The sequence below is a fragment of the Timaviella obliquedivisa GSE-PSE-MK23-08B genome, assembly GCA_019358855.1.
Taxonomy (GTDB): Bacteria; Cyanobacteriota; Cyanobacteriia; order Elainellales; family Elainellaceae; genus Timaviella; species Timaviella obliquedivisa.
In genome coordinates, this window is sequence record JAHHII010000003.1 from 495311 (window position 1) to 513687 (window position 18377).

The following is an 18377-nucleotide window of genomic DNA, read 5'->3' on the forward strand; positions in this document are numbered from 1 at the left end:
GGAATAGTGCGTTTAAGAATGATTCCTTTGCAGAATGATACGTAGAAAAAATCATGAGTAAACTCGTTGTGATCTGCATTGATGATGAGCCTGCAATTTTAGAGAGCTTGAAAGCTGAACTAAGGGGAGTTTTGGGAGACAACTGTTTGATTGAAACGACAGCAGGTAGCGTAGAAGCAGTAGAGCTTTGGGCATGGCAGCGAGGTGAATGTGAAGTGGCGCTAGTGCTTGCCGACTACATTATGCCAGATGTTCAGAGGGCTGAGTTATTTAAGCACATTCATCTGCGACCCCTTGCGGGTAACTCGAAGAGATCGCCACACACCCTCAGAATTATACTGACTGAGCAAACTGACATAGCAGCATTAGGCAACGCCATTCATCACACTAAGCTTCATCGCTACATTGCTCAACATTGGAATTCTGAAGATTTAAAGTTCACGGTTCTAGAATCAATTCGTAACTATTTGCAAGACCGAAAGCTAGAATCTCAAAACGCCAAGCTGAAAGCAACCAATCAGGCCTTAGAAGAAACGGTCAAGCATTTGCGACAACTAGAGATGGAGTTGCAACAGTCTGAGGCAAAGCTGAATGTTCAACTCCAGACTGCTTATGACTCGGAAGCCACGCTCAAGCAAATTACTGAAAAGGTACGAGACTCTTTAGACGAAAATCAGATTCTTCAGGGGGCGGTTGAGGCACTGGCGCAGGCGTTAAAGGTAGGGTGCTGCAATGCAGCATTATTTGATTTGGGGCAGAAAACCTCAACGATTCGCTACGAGTTTGCCACGTCAATTCCGCCTTCTCAAGGGCGGGTTTCACAAATGGCTGATTTTCCTGAAATTTATGATCAGCTTTTGCAAGGAATGTATTTTCAGTTTTGTTCTTTATTGCCTCACCCGTTGCGAGGACAAGTTTCAATGTTGGTTTGCCCTATTTCTGATGATAAGGGCGTTTTGGGTGACCTTTGGTTAGTAAATCAAGTCGGTGAAGGATTTAATGAGCGGGAAATTAATTTAGTGCAACATGTGGCGACTCAGTGTGCGATCGCCCTCCGTCAGGCGCTGCTGTTTCAACAATCTCAGGCGCAAGTGGCTGAGTTAGAACGTTTGAGCCGTCTTAAAGACGACTTTTTAAGCACGGTTTCCCATGAGCTGCGATCGCCACTTTCTAATATTAAAATGGCAATCCAAATGTTGGAATTATCTTTAGAAAAAGAGCCTCCCTCTTTAAATCATGAAAACTTTAACCTATCTACCTCTCAGTCAACGTTTAACGTGCGCACCTTTACTAATAGGACGCGTTATCTACAAATTTTGAAAGACGAGTGTCAAAGAGAAATTAGCCTTGTTAATGATTTGCTCGATTTAGCTCGATTAGATGCGGGCACTGAAGCCCTAAACCCAATCACCATTGATTTGACTCCTTGGCTCACCCGAATCTCACAGCCTTATTATGAGCGGGCGATCGCGCAACAGCAGCAATTAGAAATTTTAGTAAATAAGAAAAACTCTGTTTTGACAACTGATATCTCCTACTTAGAACGCATTGTTGGAGAATTGCTAAATAATGCCTGCAAATACACGCCTGCCGAAGGATTAATTACGGTTGAGGTGCTGGAAGAGGGAAAGGGGCAAACCATCCGGGTCATCAATTCTGGGGTAGAAATCTCAAGCAACGAGCGCGATCGCATCTTCGACAAGTTTTACCGTGTACCCAAAAATGATCCTTGGAAACACGGTGGGACAGGGCTAGGACTCGCCTTAGTGAAAAGACTTACAGAGCGAATCAACGCAACTATTGAGGTCGAGAGCGCCAACAATCAAACCATTTTTACTGTAAGATTTGCGTAATCAAAAGCTAAGACAAGAAATCAGGCGAATGTACGGTCGTAGTGAACGCAGCAAAGCTTATAAGCTTGACTTTTCTTCTATTTCACAATCTCTGGCACAAGGCGAGGCTCAACGAGTGTCTTACGTAGACTTTGTCATTGGGGTAACAGTTTTTGATTTAAGCGGCTTACCCAAAGAATATTTTGTGACGGTTGAGAGCAATGACATCGGCTGGATACAAACAATTTTTCAGGGGTTAGGGCTGCAAGCATTGCTAACGTCTTGCCTCCAGTTAGGGACAGCACAGCACACTATTATTCATAGCAAAGAGTATCGGGCGGTAGTGGTTAAGCAGCGGGTGCGCTACGTGGCATTCTTGCTCTGCTACACCAATGCCGGAATTTCAGAAGAATTTATCCGTTGGGCGCAAACCTTTGAACCCAACCAACTTCGTACTCACGATCGCTTTAGTTCGGTGTAGGATATGAATGTCAAGTTTTGTAAAGGAAATCATGACTCAAGCTCCTTCTACTGTTCCTAAGATGACCGAACCCAAGTTTGGTTTCAATGCCTACGCTGAACGTTTGAATGGACGTGCTGCAATGATTGGGTTTGTCAGCACATTAGCAATTGAATATTTCACTGGACAAGGTTTATTAAGCTGGCTAGGTCTTCAGTAATTCTTACCGCGCTGGGATCTTTGCTAAAGTCTCTGAATCCTGGCGCGGAAACTCTCTATCTTTCTAGATCAAGAATCGAACTAACACATAGATCGCTGCCGTAATTAGCTGCATAATCATGACGGGCAAGCCATAGTGCAGAAAAGTTTTGAACGAAATGCGGCGATCGTGTTGCTCAGCAATTCCGGCAGCAACGATGTTAGAAGATGCACCTACTAACGTGCCGTTACCGCCTAGCGTTGCGCCAAACATCATGGCGTAAAACAGGGGTAAAACTTCTGGGGGATATTGCCCATCAAATCCTTTTTCTAAAACTTCTGCGCCAACTAGTCCAACGCTGACCAAGTATTGCTTGAGCAAGGGAACCATTGCTACTACTAGCGGGATGTTAGGGATAACGCTTGAAAGAATGCCTACGAAGAATAAAAGTGCCATTGAGCCAAGTAGAATATTTTGACCGAGGGCGATCGCCAAAACACCTGACATTTGCGCAATGATGCCTGTTTTGTTGAGTCCGCCAATGAGAACAAAAATACACATGAAAAACAGTAACGTGCTCCAATCGACATCTCGCAAAATATGATTCACGGTGTCGATTTTACTGTGATGTGCCAGTAAGAGCGCCAATGCTGCGCCCATCAGTGCGACCGCAGCGGGAGAGACAGGCACAGGCAATGACTCGCCCACCACAAAAAAGGTAAGGACAAAAGCAACGATTCCGGCTCCTAATAGCAGAACGCGCGGATGGTTAATGGTAGGGTGTGGCAGATGATCGAGGTTAGGCAGCTTCATGCTCCAGATTTGGGGAAATAAGTAGGGGAGCATGAGCAAAATAGTGGCGATCGCTACGACACCTCCTAAACTTAGGCGCTGTAGATAATCGACAAAGCTAATGTTGATGGCATCACCCACAATGTAGGTTGCCGGATCGCCCACCAGGGTCAATAGCCCCGCACTGTTAGCGACAAACACCATCAGGATCAGCAACGGCACAAAGTTCACGCCAATTTCTTGTGCCATCGGAGGAATGAGCGGAGCTAGCAGCATGACGGTAGTGGCGTTGGGCAAAATAGCACAAATGGGCGTAGTAATTGCCACAATTCCTAGCAACAAACGCTTGCCTTCTCCTTTAGCCAACAAAACAATTTGCGTCGCTAAATATTCAAAAACTTGGGTGGGTTGAAAAGCACGGACTAGCACCATTACGCCAAAAAATAGCGCGATCGTGCCATAACTATTGCCGATGTAGCCGATCGCTTCTTCCAGGGTCATCACGTGAGTGAACACCAAAAACAATGCCCCTAAGAAAGCGGCAATGGTGAGATGAACCCATTCAGTCATCACTAAAACGATGACGCACAAAAATGTTGCGGCTGCAATAACTGCTTGCCAATTTTCCAAGGCAGTGTCCCCTCATTGTCATTAAAGAAAATCCGTCTACTGATCACCGTCGGGTAGGCAGCGCATACTCTATGGTGATAAGAGATATTTACAGGAACTTACGATCAGCCTTCACACCGTGCTCTATTCAACGGTTCTATTAGGTTGAGTGCTTCTATTGGGGAATATAGTAGCATCTGCTCTGTCATGAAATCAATTATCTAAGTGAAGGCGAGTAGGGCGATCGCACACGAAAGTACATATCTCAACAACTCCAACTATTGGCAGTTTGTTGAGAAACTTCTCATCAATAGGTGCTCATTGAGAATACTTTTTCCTCACTTTAGTGTTACCTGAGCTTAGATCTAGCTAGGTATAGCATATTAAGAAACGTGTGCGTTCGCCCTAGTGAAGGCGAGGTGACAACTGGATGAACTGGCTCAGATTTCTCGATCGCCCTATACAGGAGTGCGCCTTAGAGATTTCTAGTTATTGAGATTAAGTTTCAATAGTGTTGACATCAAGTCTCAATAGCGATATAGTTTATCCATAAAGTGTTCTCCTCTCAAAGGCTTATGTGGGGCTTGCCGAAAGGCTGGCTCCCATTTTTTTGCCTGCCTACTCCCTATACACTGATAGGTGTCTTGTATTTTCTTAGCGCCATGACAGTTGTTTCTCGTCCCTCTTCTACTGCACCGTTAAAATCTCAGATCTATGATGTGATTGTTATTGGGTCAGGCATTGGTGGACTTGTGACGGCAACCCAACTCGCAGCAAAGGGTGCCCATGTGTTGGTTTTAGAGCGCTACTTAATTCCGGGCGGCAGTGCTGGATATTTTGAGCGCGAGGGCTATCGTTTTGATGTGGGCGCTTCGATGATTTTTGGCTTTGGCGATCGCGGCACCACCAATCTCCTTACCCGTGCCCTAGAAGCAGTTCACGTCAATATTGAAACCATCCCCGACCCTGTACAAATTCACTACCATTTACCGCAAAATTTAGAGCTGAAGGTTCACCGAGATTATGAGAAATTTTTGCAAGAGCTAAGCCATCATTTTCCCCATGAGCAAGAAGGAATTCGGCAGTTTTATGACGAATGCTGGAAGGTGTTTAATTGCCTGAATGTAATGGAACTGCTGTCGTTGGAAGAACTGGGCTATTTGACGCGCATCTTTTTTCAGCGTCCTGCCGCCTGTCTGGGGTTGGTCAAATATTTGCCTCAAAACGCTGGAGATATTGCCCGACGCTTTATTAAAGACCCCAACCTCCTGAAATTTATTGACATGGAATGCTACTGCTGGTCGGTCGTGCCAGCCGATCGCACACCGATGATTAATGCAGGAATGGTGTTTAGCGATCGCCATTATGGGGGCATTAACTATCCCAAAGGCGGCGTTGGACAAATTGCCCAGAAGCTTGTAGAGGGGCTAGAAAAAGCAGGCAGTCACATTCAATACAAAGCCAGAGTGACCCATATTATCCGGGAACAAGGGAAAGCGATCGGGGTGAAGTTGGCTTCTGGGCAAGAGTATCGCGCGCGACGAATTGTCTCTAATGCGACCCGCTGGGATACCTTTGAAAAGCTCATACCCAAATCTGAAATGCCCATGGCGGAGCAGAAATGGCAGCAGCGGTACCAAAAATCGCCTAGTTTCTTCAGTTTGCATTTAGGCGTTAAAGCTGAAGTGTTGCCGCCAGGAACTGAGTGTCACCACATTTTGTTAGAAGATTGGTCAAAGTTAGAGGCAGCACTAGGCACGCTTTTCGTGTCTATTCCTACTTTGCTTGATTCTGATCTTGCGCCGCCAGGTCACCATATTATTCACGCCTTCACTCCGGATTGGATAGAACATTGGCAGAATTTATCACCCACCGATTATAAAGCCAAAAAAGAAACCATAGCTCAGCAAATCATCGATCGCCTCGAAAAAATATTTCCTGGTTTATCTGCTGGAATAGACTACCAGGAAGCAGGTACACCTCGCACTCACAGGCGATTTCTAGGGCGGGATGACGGCACGTATGGTCCTATTCCTTCTCGCAAGCTGTGGGGATTGTTAGGAATGCCGTTCAACCGTACCTCAATTCCAGGGCTGTACTGTGTTGGAGATAGCACCTTTCCAGGACAAGGTTTAAATGCGGTAGCATTTTCAGGATTTGCTTGCGCTCACCGGGTTGCAGTGGATCTAGGTCTATGAAAAAAATCATTATTGACTGTGACCCAGGCGTTGATGATGCGATCGCTCTTCTATTAGCCTTTGCATCCCCTGAGTTAGAAATTTTGGGTATCGTTACTGTTGCTGGTAATGTTTCATTACCGTTCACTGAACAAAATGCTCGAAAAATTTGCGAGTTAGCTAAACGCAATGATATCAAGGTCTACGCAGGTTGCCCTCGCCCGATTCTGCGATCGCTAGAAACTGCTCGACACGTCCACGGTGAGACAGGATTGCAAGGCGTAGAATTGCCAGAACCACAGATGCCTCTGCAATCTCAGCATGGCATAGAGTTTTTGATTGAAACTTTGCTGCAAGCTTCACAGCCCATTACGCTGGCAACGTTAGGCCCTTTAACAAATTTAGCGATCGCCCTCATTCAAGCGCCACAAATCATCCCTAAAATTCAAGAAGTTGTTCTTATGGGCGGCTCCACTAGCCAAGGAAACGTGACTGCCTCAGCAGAGTTTAACTTGTATGTTGATCCTCATGCCGCCCATATTGTCTTCACCAGCGGCTTACCGCTAACCATGATTGGGTTAAATGTAACTCACAAAGTGCTGACCACTCCTGAACGATTGCAGCAGATTCGGGCGATCGCCACTCCTGTGAGCGCTGCTGCTGCCGCAATGTTGGCTCATTATGGCGCTTACGATATTGAAAAATATGGAATGCTAGGAAGTCCGCTCCATGACCCTTGCGTGATTGCTTATTTAGTCCAACCAGAATTATTTGAAGGGCGCAATTTGCACGTTGCGATCGAAATAACGAGCGAATTAACGATGGGGCGATCGATTGTAGATTTGTGGCGATCGGGGCAACAAGCGCCCAATGCTCATGTTATTCAACAGGCAAATGATGAAGGATTCTACAGCCTACTCATTCAGCGATTGTCAGAATTATAAGCAACTGTCGAGATTATATGGCTGCCAGGATTATACGGCTGTCAAGATTACAGTAGAGGAAAGCAAATGAATGATAACTTTCAACAACTGGCTGCACTGTATAAAAATACATTACTCAATAACGTCATTCCCTTTTGGGAAAAACACTCTGTTGACTGGGAGCAAGGTGGATACTTTACTTGTCTCGATCGCCAAGGCAAAGTCTACGACACCGATAAATTTATCTGGTTACAAAATCGCCAAGTCTGGATTTTTTCCATGCTTTATAACCAAGTAGAAGCGAGAGAAGACTGGCTAAAAATTGCTGAAAATGGCGCTCATTTTTTGGCTAAAAATGGACGAGATGGAGAAGGTAATTGGTATTTTTCTTTGACCCGCGAGGGTGAGCCGCTGGTGCAGCCCTACAACATTTTCTCTGACTGCTTTGCGGCGATGGCATTTAGCAAGTATGCCATTGCTTCTGGCGAAGATTGGGCTAAAGAGGTTGCATTACAGGCTTACCGCAATGTTTTACGTCGTAAAGACAACCCCAAGGGCACCTATAACAAAGCTTATCCAGGTACGCGCCCTGTGAAGTCTTTGGCGGTGCCAATGATTTTAGCAAACTTATCTTTAGAAATGGATTGGTTATTACCTCCCGAACAGTTAGCACAAATTCTAGATGCCACCGTTCGAGAAGTAATGAATGATTTCTTGGATCAAGAGCGGAAATTGATGTATGAAAACGTGTCCCTTGATGGTTCTCATCTAGATTCTTTTGAAGGACGACTAATTAATCCGGGGCATGGTATTGAAGCCATGTGGTTTATTATGGATATTGCCGATCGTCAACATGATACCCAAACCATTAACCAAGCTGTTGATGTAGTGATAAATACCTTAAACTTTGCGTGGGATCAGAAACATGGTGGATTGTATTACTTTATGGATGCAGAAGGGCATCCGCCGCAGCAGTTAGAGTGGGATCAGAAACTGTGGTGGGTGCATTTAGAATCTTTGGTAGCATTGGCGATCGGGCTTCGTTTGACCAGACGAGCGGACTGCTGGGAATGGTATCAAAAAATGCACGAATACACCTGGTCGCACTTTGCAGATACCGAACAGGATGAATGGTTTGGCTATTTAAATCGTCAAGGAGAGGTTTTATTAAATCTTAAGGGAGGAAAATGGAAGGGATGTTTTCATGTGCCACGGGCGCTTTATCTGTGCTGGCAGCAATTTGAGGCAATTTCTGGCAGATAGCCTTGGTTTTGCGGGAACGCTAAGGAAGAAAATTTTGCAGGCATCCCTTGAGTCTTCTTCGCCCTCCTATGAATGTTCGTCCTGGTTTACCTTTGCGCGCGGTCGTCATCCTCCCGTTTGTGCTGCAAATTTTAACGGCGGTGGGTTTGGTTGGCTACCTTTCTTTTCGCAATGGGCAACGTGCTGTGAATGATCTCTCTACTCAACTTCGGAGTGAAGTAGCCGATCGCATTCATTTGTACATCAGCAACTTTGTGGCTTTACCGCCGCGCATTAACAAAACTAGCGAAGAAGTGATTCGGCGAAATTTTCTTACCCTAAAATCGCTCAACCAAGTAGAGCAGTATATTGCCCTGCAAATGAGGCTACATCCTACAGTGAGCTATATTGCGTACGGCAACAGTGAGGGCAAACTGCGGGGCGGCGAACGAAAATCAGATGGAGCGTTAACGCTTGATCATTCTGATGATATTACCAAGGCAGATTATCGAACCTATCAAACAGATGCAGATGGCGATCGCACTCAGCTTTTAGAAACCCTTCCTGAGAAATATGATGCCCGACAGCGCCCTTGGTACAAAGCCGCCGCTAACGCAGGTAAGCCCATTTGGGGCAATACTTATTTGTGGGTCAATACACAGGAGCTAAGTATTCCTGCGGTGCATCCTATCTACAGCCCAGATGGAAAGCTACAGGGAGTTTTTAGTACAGAATTTTTGCTCTCTAATGTCAGTAAGTTTCTACAGAAATTGAAAATTGCTAAGTCTGGTAAAACATTTGTAATTGAGCGCTCCGGATTATTAATTGCAAGTTCCATCTCCGAGAAACCCTTTCGATTGGCTTTTAACGGCAAAACCCAAGAGCGTCTCAATGTTTACGATAGCAAGGATGCACTGACTCATGCCATTGCTAAGTACCTACTGAATAGGTTTGGCAATTACCGAAATATTCGAGAACGCCAGCAACTCGAATTTGACTTTAATGGTGATCGACAACTCATGCAAATTCAGCCTTTTTCAGATGGAAAAGGCTTAGATTGGCTCATTGTAGTGGTTATTCCAGAAGCCGACTTCATGGAACAGATTTATGAAAACACTCGCTCAACCCTTTGGCTATGTTTAGCGGCAGCTACTATTGCGACGGTATCGGGCATTTATACCTCGCGTTGGATTACCCAACCCATTTTGCAGTTGAGCCATGCTAGTCGAGCCATTGCAGAAGGTGACTTAGAACAGAAAGTAATGATGACTCGTACTGATGAATTAGGAGTATTAGCTCAATCGTTTAACCAAATGGCAGTTCAACTAAAGATATCATTTGAAGTACTAGAAGTTCGAGTTGAGGAACGCACGGCGGAACTGAATGAGCAACGTCAAGAAACCGAGCGTTTACTGCTCAGGCTCTTACCCGCATCCATTGCCGATCGCCTCAAACGCAGTTCTGAAATCATTGCTGACAGCTATACCGAAGTAACGGTTCTCTTTGCCGATTTAGTAGACTTTACAGCCTATGCTCATCAAACCTCTGCCAATGATACAGTTGGCTTGCTCAACCAAATCTTTTCAATATTTGACCAACTTGCCGAAGAATATCAGCTCGAAAAAATTAAAACTATCGGGGATGGTTATATGATCGCCGGAGGATTGCCTATCCCCAAAGCCAATCATGCCGAAGCCGTGGCAGAAATGGCGATCGCTATGCAACGCGCGGTTGCTCAGTTTCGTCAACCTTCTGGAGAACCTTTTCAGCTTCGTGTCGGCATCCATACAGGCGCTGTTATCGCGGGAGTCATTGGCAAGAAAAAGTTTACCTATGATCTTTGGGGCGATACAGTAAATCTTGCGAGCCGTATGGAATCACGAGGATTGCCTGGAAAAATTCAAGTTTCGCCTGCCACCTATCAGCGATTACAGACTCAGTATTCTTTAGAGGAGCGAGGCATCATTGAAGTCAAGGGTTTTGGTGCGATGCAGACTTATTGGTTAAACGCTAACCTAACAAATGGCGATCTCAAGCACAAACTTTGATCCTTCTCAGAAGCGTTCCTTGTCCTGTTACAAAATAGGTTTTATATTTAGGATTACTAAAACATAAAAAATATAACGCAGTTTTACATGACACACTTCTTTCAATTTGAAGCCGATTTTGTAGATTCTCTTCGCTGTATTCCCATGCAGGTTAGGTTGAAGCTAGACACTTGCGGCGTTAAGCTTAAGCTCTCTCATTGGAACCCGCTAACGCCCACCGAGCGGCAAGCTCTAGTTGATGCACCCTGCACAACCGCAGTAGCGCAGGATTATCGATCGCTGATCCATCGCATTGTTCAAGCCCATACGCTCGAGCTTCCGGCTGATTTGCCCATCGACAGTCACCCGGCATGGCTAGACGAGACAGTTATTCCTGAGAGTGTGATGGAGAAAACCGAAGGGGCGATCGCCTTGCCTCAATGGGTAGCCTTAACCCCGTTACAACGCTTTGCCTTAATTAAGCTCAGCCGTTCCCAGCACGAGAATAAGAACTTTCTGCCTGCTCTTCAAGAATTTGGCTTACGGTAGATCGATTTTAGAGAAGCGAGGGACAAGCAAATATTCTTAGCAAGTTGTGCCACTTGTCTGTAGGAGGTCTAAAATCAAGTTGCTCATTCTATTGCAGCCATTTTTATGGATTTGATCATCCTGGTTGTTTATATCATTTGCATGACCTATATCATTGCTCAGGCAATCTTTTCTTTGGATAACCAAACGAAATTTGTGGCTGAAGCAAAGTTTTTTGAGGCGCAGCTTGAGGAAAAAAAACTAGGTGACAAGCCGCTCAAAGATTTAGTGAGCGTGGGCTTTAAGTTTGAGTTTCGCTACAAATCTAATAATCAGCCCAAAACACTGATTATGACCATCGAGAATAAATCGCCAGATCACTATATTTATGTGGATTGGGATAGTAGTTCGATTACAACCTATGATCCTAATTTTTCGCGGCGCGTTATTCGGGTTGCCCCCGACAAGCGAATTACTGATCTTGATCTGCCCCAAGTCCCTAGCGCTATTCCACCCAAACTCAAGCTAGCGACTATCATTACAGCAGAAGATGTATTTAAGCTCAGTGCTGATGGTAATACGCTCGAACTTAAAAACGATCTCATTGATCTAGAGAAGTTGAATGCAGTCTCAAAGATTCTAAGAACACCCCAATACATTAAAGATATTAACTTTAATTTTAAGGAGCGTCGTAAGCCCATTGAGTTTTACCTACGTCTTATGCTGCGAATGACGAATGTGCTGCACGAAGACGGAAACGATCGCTTTCAGCAAGTAGCTCCCACCTATGGCAGAGAAGTTTTTCAGACAATGGTGGTCTATAAGTTCACAGTATCTAAAATGTTCTGGGTGGATCAGATTCCCTGGAACCCTCAGAAATAGATAGACCTTACATCCATTAAAGTTTGCGTTCACCTCGATTCCTAGGGTCTATTAAGGTGCTTTTTAATTTTCAAGGGGCGAGGATTTACTGAACTGCGATCGCCCATCTCCACGCTGCTGCTGATGGACAATTTGCGATCGACGCAAAATTTCGATCTGCTTTACCTTAATGATTCTCAATCAATCGCCTCATTAACCGGAAAGCGATCGATCAACTGAATGGCTCGATTTGCATTTTGCTTCAACCCCTGAGGCAAATGCGGCACATGAGGAATCTGCGACAGAAAATCAACGGTGCGACGAAGAATTCGTACCACATCGCCTTCATCCAAACTGGTATGTTCACAAAGCTCTTGCCACTCCACGCCCAGCGCCCATTGTTCAACTAAACCCAACCAGTCGGCTTCCAACCAAATCGGTAAGGCAATTTGGTAGCGGCGCTGCATTTTGAATAGCTCCCGTCGGGTGCCGCGTAGTCCAGCTAGCGCTGCTTCAGTTTCGGGAGAGGGAGCATAGCGCGTCCAAATGTCGGGACGAGAGACTTCGGTGACGAGGGCAGCGCAGGCAGTAGCCAAATGATGCGGGTCGAGGTTATCGAATTCGCCAGACGCGAGGGCAAGCCCTAGCCACAGTTCGTTGTCGCCTCGGATGGCAGCGGCAATTTGCCCAAGGTCAGTGGGAATCACACCGTTGAGACCATTGAAGTGTTGAAGGATGGTCATGAGGCTGAGGAACTCTTGCCAGTAGCGCTGGGAGTATTGATCGAGCTTGGCTTGGCGATCGGCAATTTCAGCTTGGAGCTTAGTCATGCGCTTGTAACGCTTTATAAAAAAGCTAGGGTCACCTAATTGTCGCAGCGGGTGGGCTTGAATTTGTGCTTCTACAGCATCGGTACGGGCTTGTTGTGCCTTAACTTCGGGGACAAGATCGAGAATAAGCGGCACTTGCGGAATCTGCTGGGCGATCGCCTTCGTGGTTTCATCACCTTTGCGCACAGAGCCAGGTCGCAGAGATAACTCATTGGGGGGCATTAAATCATCGGCTTGGACAATGCGAGGAAACTCGGCGTGCAAACCAACGACATCACTAAGGGTAATGACATACCAACGGTTGTCTTGACCTAAACAAGCCAGGTGAGGAAACTTCCCTGAGCCTTGAGTTTTAGCGATTAGAACTGAGGGTAAAGGAACGGCAACCGGAACATTTTTACCCTTGAGGCTAAGAATGGTTCCAGCAACGGCAAAGGATAAAGAAGTGACAAGATTTTGAGTTTGATCATCGAACGCTTGCTGCTGCAAAGTTTTTAATAGGCGACGCTCTTCTTTAAGCCGTTCGTTTAGCTTCTCGTACTGAGCTAAAAGCTTCGGATCGATCGCGTCGATTTGGTTTTGTTGCTGATTAAGTTCGGCGGTCAGATCGGCGATCGCCTGTTGTTGCGGTCGTAAAACCAGAGTAGAGAGGTAATGTCCAAAGCTGCGCTCAATTAGTTCATGGGCTTCTTCTAACGTATGGGTTTGTAGCAAGTTCAACACCATGCCATAGCTGGGTGTAAATTGGCTGACTAAGGGATCGGCTTTGGAGGTTGCTAAATACGCCGCTTCAGATGCGCCTTCAAAAGGCGTTTGTACAGTGACGACATAGCCAATTTTATCCATGCCGCGTCGTCCAGCGCGTCCTGCCATTTGCAAGAATTCGGAGGCATTCAGCAGACGGTGCCCCAGATCGGTGCGTTTCGACAAACTAGAAATGACGGTTGTTCGGGCAGGCATATTAATACCTGCTGCTAAGGTTTCGGTGGCAAAGACAACCTTGATTAGTCCTTGCTGAAATAGTTCTTCAATCAGCCCTTTCCAAGCAGGTAAAACTCCGGCATGGTGAGATGCAATACCACGATAGAGTGCCTCTACATGACCATTCCGAGCAGCTTCAGGGTTGCGTTCCAAAAATGCGTCGATTTGAGTTCTCAAAGTTTTAGCTTCGGCATCATTGACCAAGGAAAAGCTATTTAGTTCGGTGACTGCCTTATCGCAGTTTTTGCGGCTAAAAATAAAATAGATGGCGGGCAGCATATCCCGTTGCTGGAGTTGGCTAACCACATAGCCCAAGCTGGGTGCCTCGTTGCGTCCGCGCTGTCTACCGCCTTTGGGCTTGAGGCGAATATTAATGCCCTTGCCTTCGGGGTTAAGCAGGGGAAAGAGTCCTTTAGGGCTGCAAAAGCTCATTTCTAGCGGCACGGGGCGGAAGTCGGAGTAGACTAGTTCGGCTGAGCCATGGACTTTGTTAATCCAGTCGGTGAGTTGGTCACTGTTGGCAATGGTGGCGGAAAGTGCCACGAGTTGAATGTTATGGGGCGCGTAAATGATTGACTCTTCCCAGACGGTACCGCGCTGGCGATCGTTCATGTAGTGGCATTCATCTAGCACAACGGCTTCTACGTTGGTCATGGAGGTGCCAACTTGCCCGATTGGGGTGCCGTAGAGCATGTTGCGGAAAATTTCGGTCGTCATGACTAAGATCGGCGCTTCTCGGTTGTGCGACATATCACCCGTGAGCAGCCCGACTTGATCGTCGCCAAAGCGATCGCGGAAATCTCTTAGCTTTTGGTTAGAGAGCGCTTTTAGGGGCGTGGTATATAAAACCCGCTTGCCCCGCGACAGCGCTCGATAGATGGCATACTCACCAATGAGGGTTTTTCCAGAGCCTGTGGGGGCACACACCACGACGGAGCGATCGGCATCTAAGGCGGCGATCGCTTGTCGCTGGAAGTCATCCAACTCAAAGGGGAACAGGGTATCGAGGTCGAGGGGTGGGGTGGAATTACTCACAAATCAGGGGCTACCGTAGTTTCGAGGATTGAGTGGAGATGAAATATTCCCCATTCATCCTTAAATAATAAGTCCAGATTCAGGAAGATTACACAAAGGTGAACGTTCAATTAAAACACAGGTACTTTAAGCGTCTTTATCTGCGTCTTGAACCAATGCTATTTTTGCGGCTTGAGTCGTTTCTCGAACCGTAGCGAGATCAGGAAATGGCAACGAATAATTCATTTTTAGCCAAAGCAAATATTCAATGTTGCCTGCTGGGCCTAATAAGGGCGACCAGGTTAAGCCACAATAGCCCCAGCCTAGCTCCTGAGCCGATCGCAGAACTTGGGCGATCGCTTCTGCTTGCACGTTAACATCGCGTACTACGCCTTTTTTGCCTATTTTTTCGCGCCCCACTTCAAACTGAGGTTTCACCAGCAGCAACACCTCGCGCGGTGCCTGCAAGAGTTGCCATAGGGCAGGTAGCACTTTGGTTAACGAAATAAACGACACATCTGCCACGCCCAAGTCAGGGTAAGGCTGATTGGGCTGATATAACTCTTCAGGTTTGAGATGGCGCAGGTTAGTCCGTTCGCGCAGCACGACTCGTTCATCTTGGCGGATGCCCCAGGCGACTTGCCCATAGCCTACATCAATGCCATAGACCTGTTTGGCTCCGGCTTGCAGCAGACAATCTGTAAAGCCTCCTGTAGAAATGCCGCCATCCAGACAAATGCGATCGCTCACTTCAATCTCAAAGGTCGCTAAGGCTTTGGCTAACTTTTCGCCGCCCCTAGAAACAAAGGGCGATCGGGCTTTTACTTCGATGATCGCTGCCGTATCTACTGCCGTCCCTGCTTTATCAACAACTTGTTGGTTGACTTTAACTTCGCCAGCCTGAATCAGACGCTGCGCCCGTTGGCGAGAATCGCAAAGGTTCAGTTCGACGAGTAATGTATCAAGGCGTTGTTTGGTCAAGGGTGCAACTCTGTAGGGTCAATGCCTGCGGCTCTGAGGCGATCGAGAAGGGCTTGCGATCGCGAGCGTTCTTGCTCAAGCTCATTGATTAGCTGTTCTGCTCGCTGCTTCGATTGCTCTGCCTCAAGCTTTGATTGCTCCGCTTCAAGCTTTGATTGCTCCGCTTCAAGCTTTGATTGCTCCGCTTGTTGTGCAATTTCGGTGTAGCTCAAAAAGCGATCGCCATTAGGACGAAAAATTTGCAGTTCCTCTCCCGATAAATCAAAGCGAACCCCTGAACGAGGACTAACCCAATTTTCTAGGGACTCAATATTTTCTAAGTATCCTTCGGTTCTGATCCAACCTTCCAAACCGTTTGTATCAGGGTCGTAGAGATAATACTCTTCTACGCCGTGGCGTTCGTAGAACAGTAGCTTTTTCTCCATCTCGGTTTTTCGGTTACCTGGAGACAAAATCTCAAAGACGATTTGGGGCGGAATGTTCGCTTCCTTCCATTGTTGATACGAGCCACGATCGCCTTTAGGTCTACCAAAAGCCACCAAAATATCAGGAGCGGTGCGAATTTTGTTGTTTCCTTCCACCGGATACCACAGCAAATCTCCAGCCACAAAAACGTTTGGATCATCAGCATAGAGCCATTCAAAATTTTGCTGAACGACAACAATCCAACGGAACTGCTTGGTATTGTCTGACATGGGCTGTCCGTCGCTGTCGGGATAGGTAACAGTTGTGGGTTGGAGTTGAGAAACCATAATTCAGAACTTCCGTGACTGATTTCTGTGACTACTGCGATTTTAACCTCGAAATGTCCCTGCATGGAACATAACCTTTGGCAAGCAATGGGATGGAGCAACAGTAGAATTGGCGCGCATAGCATAGTTCGCTTCCTTCCAGGTAAATTACCCAGCCTCTAATACTTTTGTTAGTCAAGCAGGGTGGCACCCACAAAAGCGATCGCCCGCGCAGTTGTTTCATTGAGGTTGATCATAAAAGCGCTAAGCCAGTGACTGACTCAGCGCCTTCTATGAACTACGCGATGGAGGAATCGTAGCAATTCATCTTAAAACTTCAAGAGCGGACTAATGAAATCAGAGTTTTATTTCTACAATGCTCCTAAGCCTCCTCAAGTTCTGCCATTTCGCCTTGAACTTCTGCGCTCGGATTTTGCGGCAACAACCAACTTAAGAGAATAGCCGTTAAACCACCCGTTGATGTAGCAGAAGAAAACATATTTTTGATAATAGCAGGCTGGTTCGTGAACAGTTCTGGAACAAACACAACTCCTAATCCCAACGCCAACGACACGGCAATAATAATTGTTGCCCGGCGATCGAGATTCTCAGAAGCAATAATCTTTACACCCGCAACAGCGATAGAACCAAACATCACTGTAGTTGCTCCTCCGAGAACGGGTTGGGGAATCGATTGAAACGCACCACCCACAATTGGTAACAAACCTAGCAACACCAAAATTCCCGATACAAAAAAGCCAACGTATCGGCTCCCTACCCCCGTCATCTGGATCACGCCTGTATTCTGGCTAAAGGTTGTGATGGGGAACGTGTTGAGTAACGCTGCCAGAGAGGAATTTAGACCATCTGCTAACACGCCCGCTTTAATACGACGAAAGTAAACAGGGCCTGTAATCGGTTCCCTAGAAACCATGGAGGTCGCTGTCATATCACCCACCGATTCAATGGCGGTGAGGGGATAGAGAATTAGGAAGGGAATCAAGGCTGCAATATCAAAGCTCATGCCAAAACGGAATGGCACAGGCAGGCTAAGAATAGGTAGTTGTGTAAAAGTGCTGAAGTCTATTAGTCCAAGGAAAATTGAAGCAATGTATCCGACCAGTAAGCCTATGGCGATCGCTCCCATTCGCACATACTGGTTTTTGGCAAGAGTGAGAACAATCACAATCAGAAATACGCTCGTTCCTAAAGCCATATTCTGAGCATTCGCAAAGGTATTATTCTGCAATGCTGCGGTTCCACCCGCCATGCTGGTAATCCCAGTCTTCAGCAAGCTCAATCCAATCAGCATTACCAGCGTTCCTGATACGATCGGTGTCACAATTTTACTTAGCAGATGCAAGAACCGACTCAGCAGAACATTGGCAAATGCTCCAAAGAAGCAAACGCCAAAAATCAGTGCTAGCGCCTGTTCTGGAGTTCTTCCGCCCTGAATAGCAGTTGCTCCTACGCCCAAAATTGCCCCTAAAAAGGCAAAGCTGGTTCCCTGCAAGCTGAGTAACCCCGAACCCACAGGACCAAATGTTTTGCACTGCACAAAGGTACACACGCCAGAGGCAAACAACGACATGCTAATCAGAAAACTGGTAGTGGCTGGAGCAACTCCCAGGCTGGTGCAAATAATTAAGGGCGGGGTGACAATACCAACAAACGCCGCCAAGACATGTTGAATACCCACAAAAATTGACTCAATCAAAGGCGGACGATCGTACAGTCCATAGATTAATTCTGAATCTGGACTTTTGAGGTCTGCCGATAGCTCTGGATAGCCCTGAGCTTCTGGTAACGGGTTGTTGTCTGAAGATTCCACTTCTTGATGTTGCACCATGAGCTTGCGATCGCCTCCCGTTTTACTGATCTGTTAGTATCTACAGTCCAATCTTTGAATAAACCAAAGTATATTCAGAATGTATTATAGGTACGTCATATTATCTAAAAGAGTGTCTTAAAGTACACAGTTTTAGATAGATATTAAACATGCTCAAAGAGTTTGAAATGGTTACTGTACAAAGAAAACAAGCGGATGAAGGAATTTTGTCCTCTCTTAGAGGATGTTTGAAAAGTTATGGCAAGTCAGATTTTACGCCAATCGCCTCACCATAATCCGGATCATCGCCAGATAGATCAGAGTCTCTGAGGTCTGCGGAAGGTGTTCATAATCTTTGTTCA

Annotated in this window: 15 protein-coding genes; 9 read left to right on the top strand and 6 right to left on the bottom strand. The window is 46.3% G+C overall.

All coding sequences use genetic code 11. From position 1 onward, the window contains the following. The first annotated feature begins 53 nt into the window (after positions 1-53). From KME11_08205 to KME11_08215, 3 genes are all read left to right on the top strand, one after another. Entirely contained in the window at positions 54-1853 is a 1800-nt protein-coding gene (locus KME11_08205; protein ID MBW4515193.1) for a hybrid sensor histidine kinase/response regulator, read from the top strand. Between the two features lie 79 nt (positions 1854-1932). Beyond that, complete coding sequence (locus KME11_08210; GenBank protein MBW4515194.1) at positions 1933-2313, top strand: hypothetical protein; 381 nt, start codon at positions 1933-1935, stop codon at positions 2311-2313. A 31-nt stretch (positions 2314-2344) separates the two neighbouring features. Further along, positions 2345-2512: a hypothetical protein gene (locus KME11_08215; protein MBW4515195.1), complete on the top strand. Its 168-nt coding sequence runs from the start codon at positions 2345-2347 to the stop codon at positions 2510-2512. A gap of 63 nt (positions 2513-2575) precedes the next feature. On the opposite strand, the gene KME11_08220 is transcribed toward KME11_08215, so the two are convergent. Then, the gene (locus KME11_08220; GenBank protein ID MBW4515196.1) at positions 2576-3913 is read right to left on the bottom strand and encodes an ArsB/NhaD family transporter; all 1338 of its coding nucleotides are present in this window, start codon (positions 3911-3913) and stop codon (positions 2576-2578) included. A 641-nt stretch (positions 3914-4554) separates the two neighbouring features. On the opposite strand from KME11_08220, the gene crtH reads away from it, so the two are divergent. From crtH to KME11_08250, 6 genes are all read left to right on the top strand, one after another. Next, complete coding sequence (gene crtH / locus KME11_08225) at positions 4555-6090, top strand: carotene isomerase (protein MBW4515197.1); 1536 nt, start codon at positions 4555-4557, stop codon at positions 6088-6090. After that, complete coding sequence (locus KME11_08230; protein MBW4515198.1) at positions 6087-7013, top strand: nucleoside hydrolase; 927 nt, start codon at positions 6087-6089, stop codon at positions 7011-7013. The genes crtH and KME11_08230 overlap by 4 nt, the downstream gene beginning before the upstream one ends. A 66-nt stretch (positions 7014-7079) precedes the next feature. Next, positions 7080-8255, top strand: a complete 1176-nt coding sequence (locus tag KME11_08235; protein ID MBW4515199.1) for an AGE family epimerase/isomerase — start codon at positions 7080-7082, stop codon at positions 8253-8255. 68 nt (positions 8256-8323) lie between these two features. Further along, on the top strand, positions 8324-10282 hold the full coding sequence (locus KME11_08240) for a HAMP domain-containing protein (GenBank protein MBW4515200.1): 1959 nt from the start codon (positions 8324-8326) through the stop codon (positions 10280-10282). A gap of 87 nt (positions 10283-10369) precedes the next feature. Continuing rightward, entirely contained in the window at positions 10370-10810 is a 441-nt protein-coding gene (locus KME11_08245) for a nitrate reductase associated protein (protein ID MBW4515201.1), read from the top strand. Between the two features lie 105 nt (positions 10811-10915). Then, positions 10916-11671, top strand: a complete 756-nt coding sequence (locus KME11_08250) for a hypothetical protein (protein ID MBW4515202.1) — start codon at positions 10916-10918, stop codon at positions 11669-11671. Positions 11672-11847: 176 nt separating this feature from the next. Here KME11_08250 and KME11_08255 read toward each other — a convergent pair whose 3' ends face one another. From KME11_08255 to KME11_08275, 5 genes are all read right to left on the bottom strand, one after another. Then, positions 11848-14496: an RNA helicase gene (locus KME11_08255; protein ID MBW4515203.1), complete on the bottom strand. Its 2649-nt coding sequence runs from the start codon at positions 14494-14496 to the stop codon at positions 11848-11850. 126 nt (positions 14497-14622) lie between these two features. After that, positions 14623-15456 (bottom strand): TlyA family RNA methyltransferase, encoded by an 834-nt coding sequence (locus KME11_08260; GenBank protein MBW4515204.1) that lies wholly within the window; start codon positions 15454-15456, stop codon positions 14623-14625. Then, positions 15453-16208 (bottom strand): Uma2 family endonuclease, encoded by a 756-nt coding sequence (locus tag KME11_08265; GenBank protein MBW4515205.1) that lies wholly within the window; start codon positions 16206-16208, stop codon positions 15453-15455. The genes KME11_08260 and KME11_08265 overlap by 4 nt, the downstream gene beginning before the upstream one ends. Before the next feature lie 361 nt (positions 16209-16569). Continuing rightward, positions 16570-18036 carry a purine permease gene (locus KME11_08270; protein MBW4515206.1) on the bottom strand — a complete coding sequence of 489 codons (1467 nt, stop codon included), beginning with the start codon at positions 18034-18036 and terminating at the stop codon, positions 16570-16572. Positions 18037-18288: 252 nt separating this feature from the next. Further along, positions 18289-18377 (bottom strand): transposase (locus tag KME11_08275; protein ID MBW4515207.1); only part of this gene is annotated, 89 nt, incomplete at its 5' end.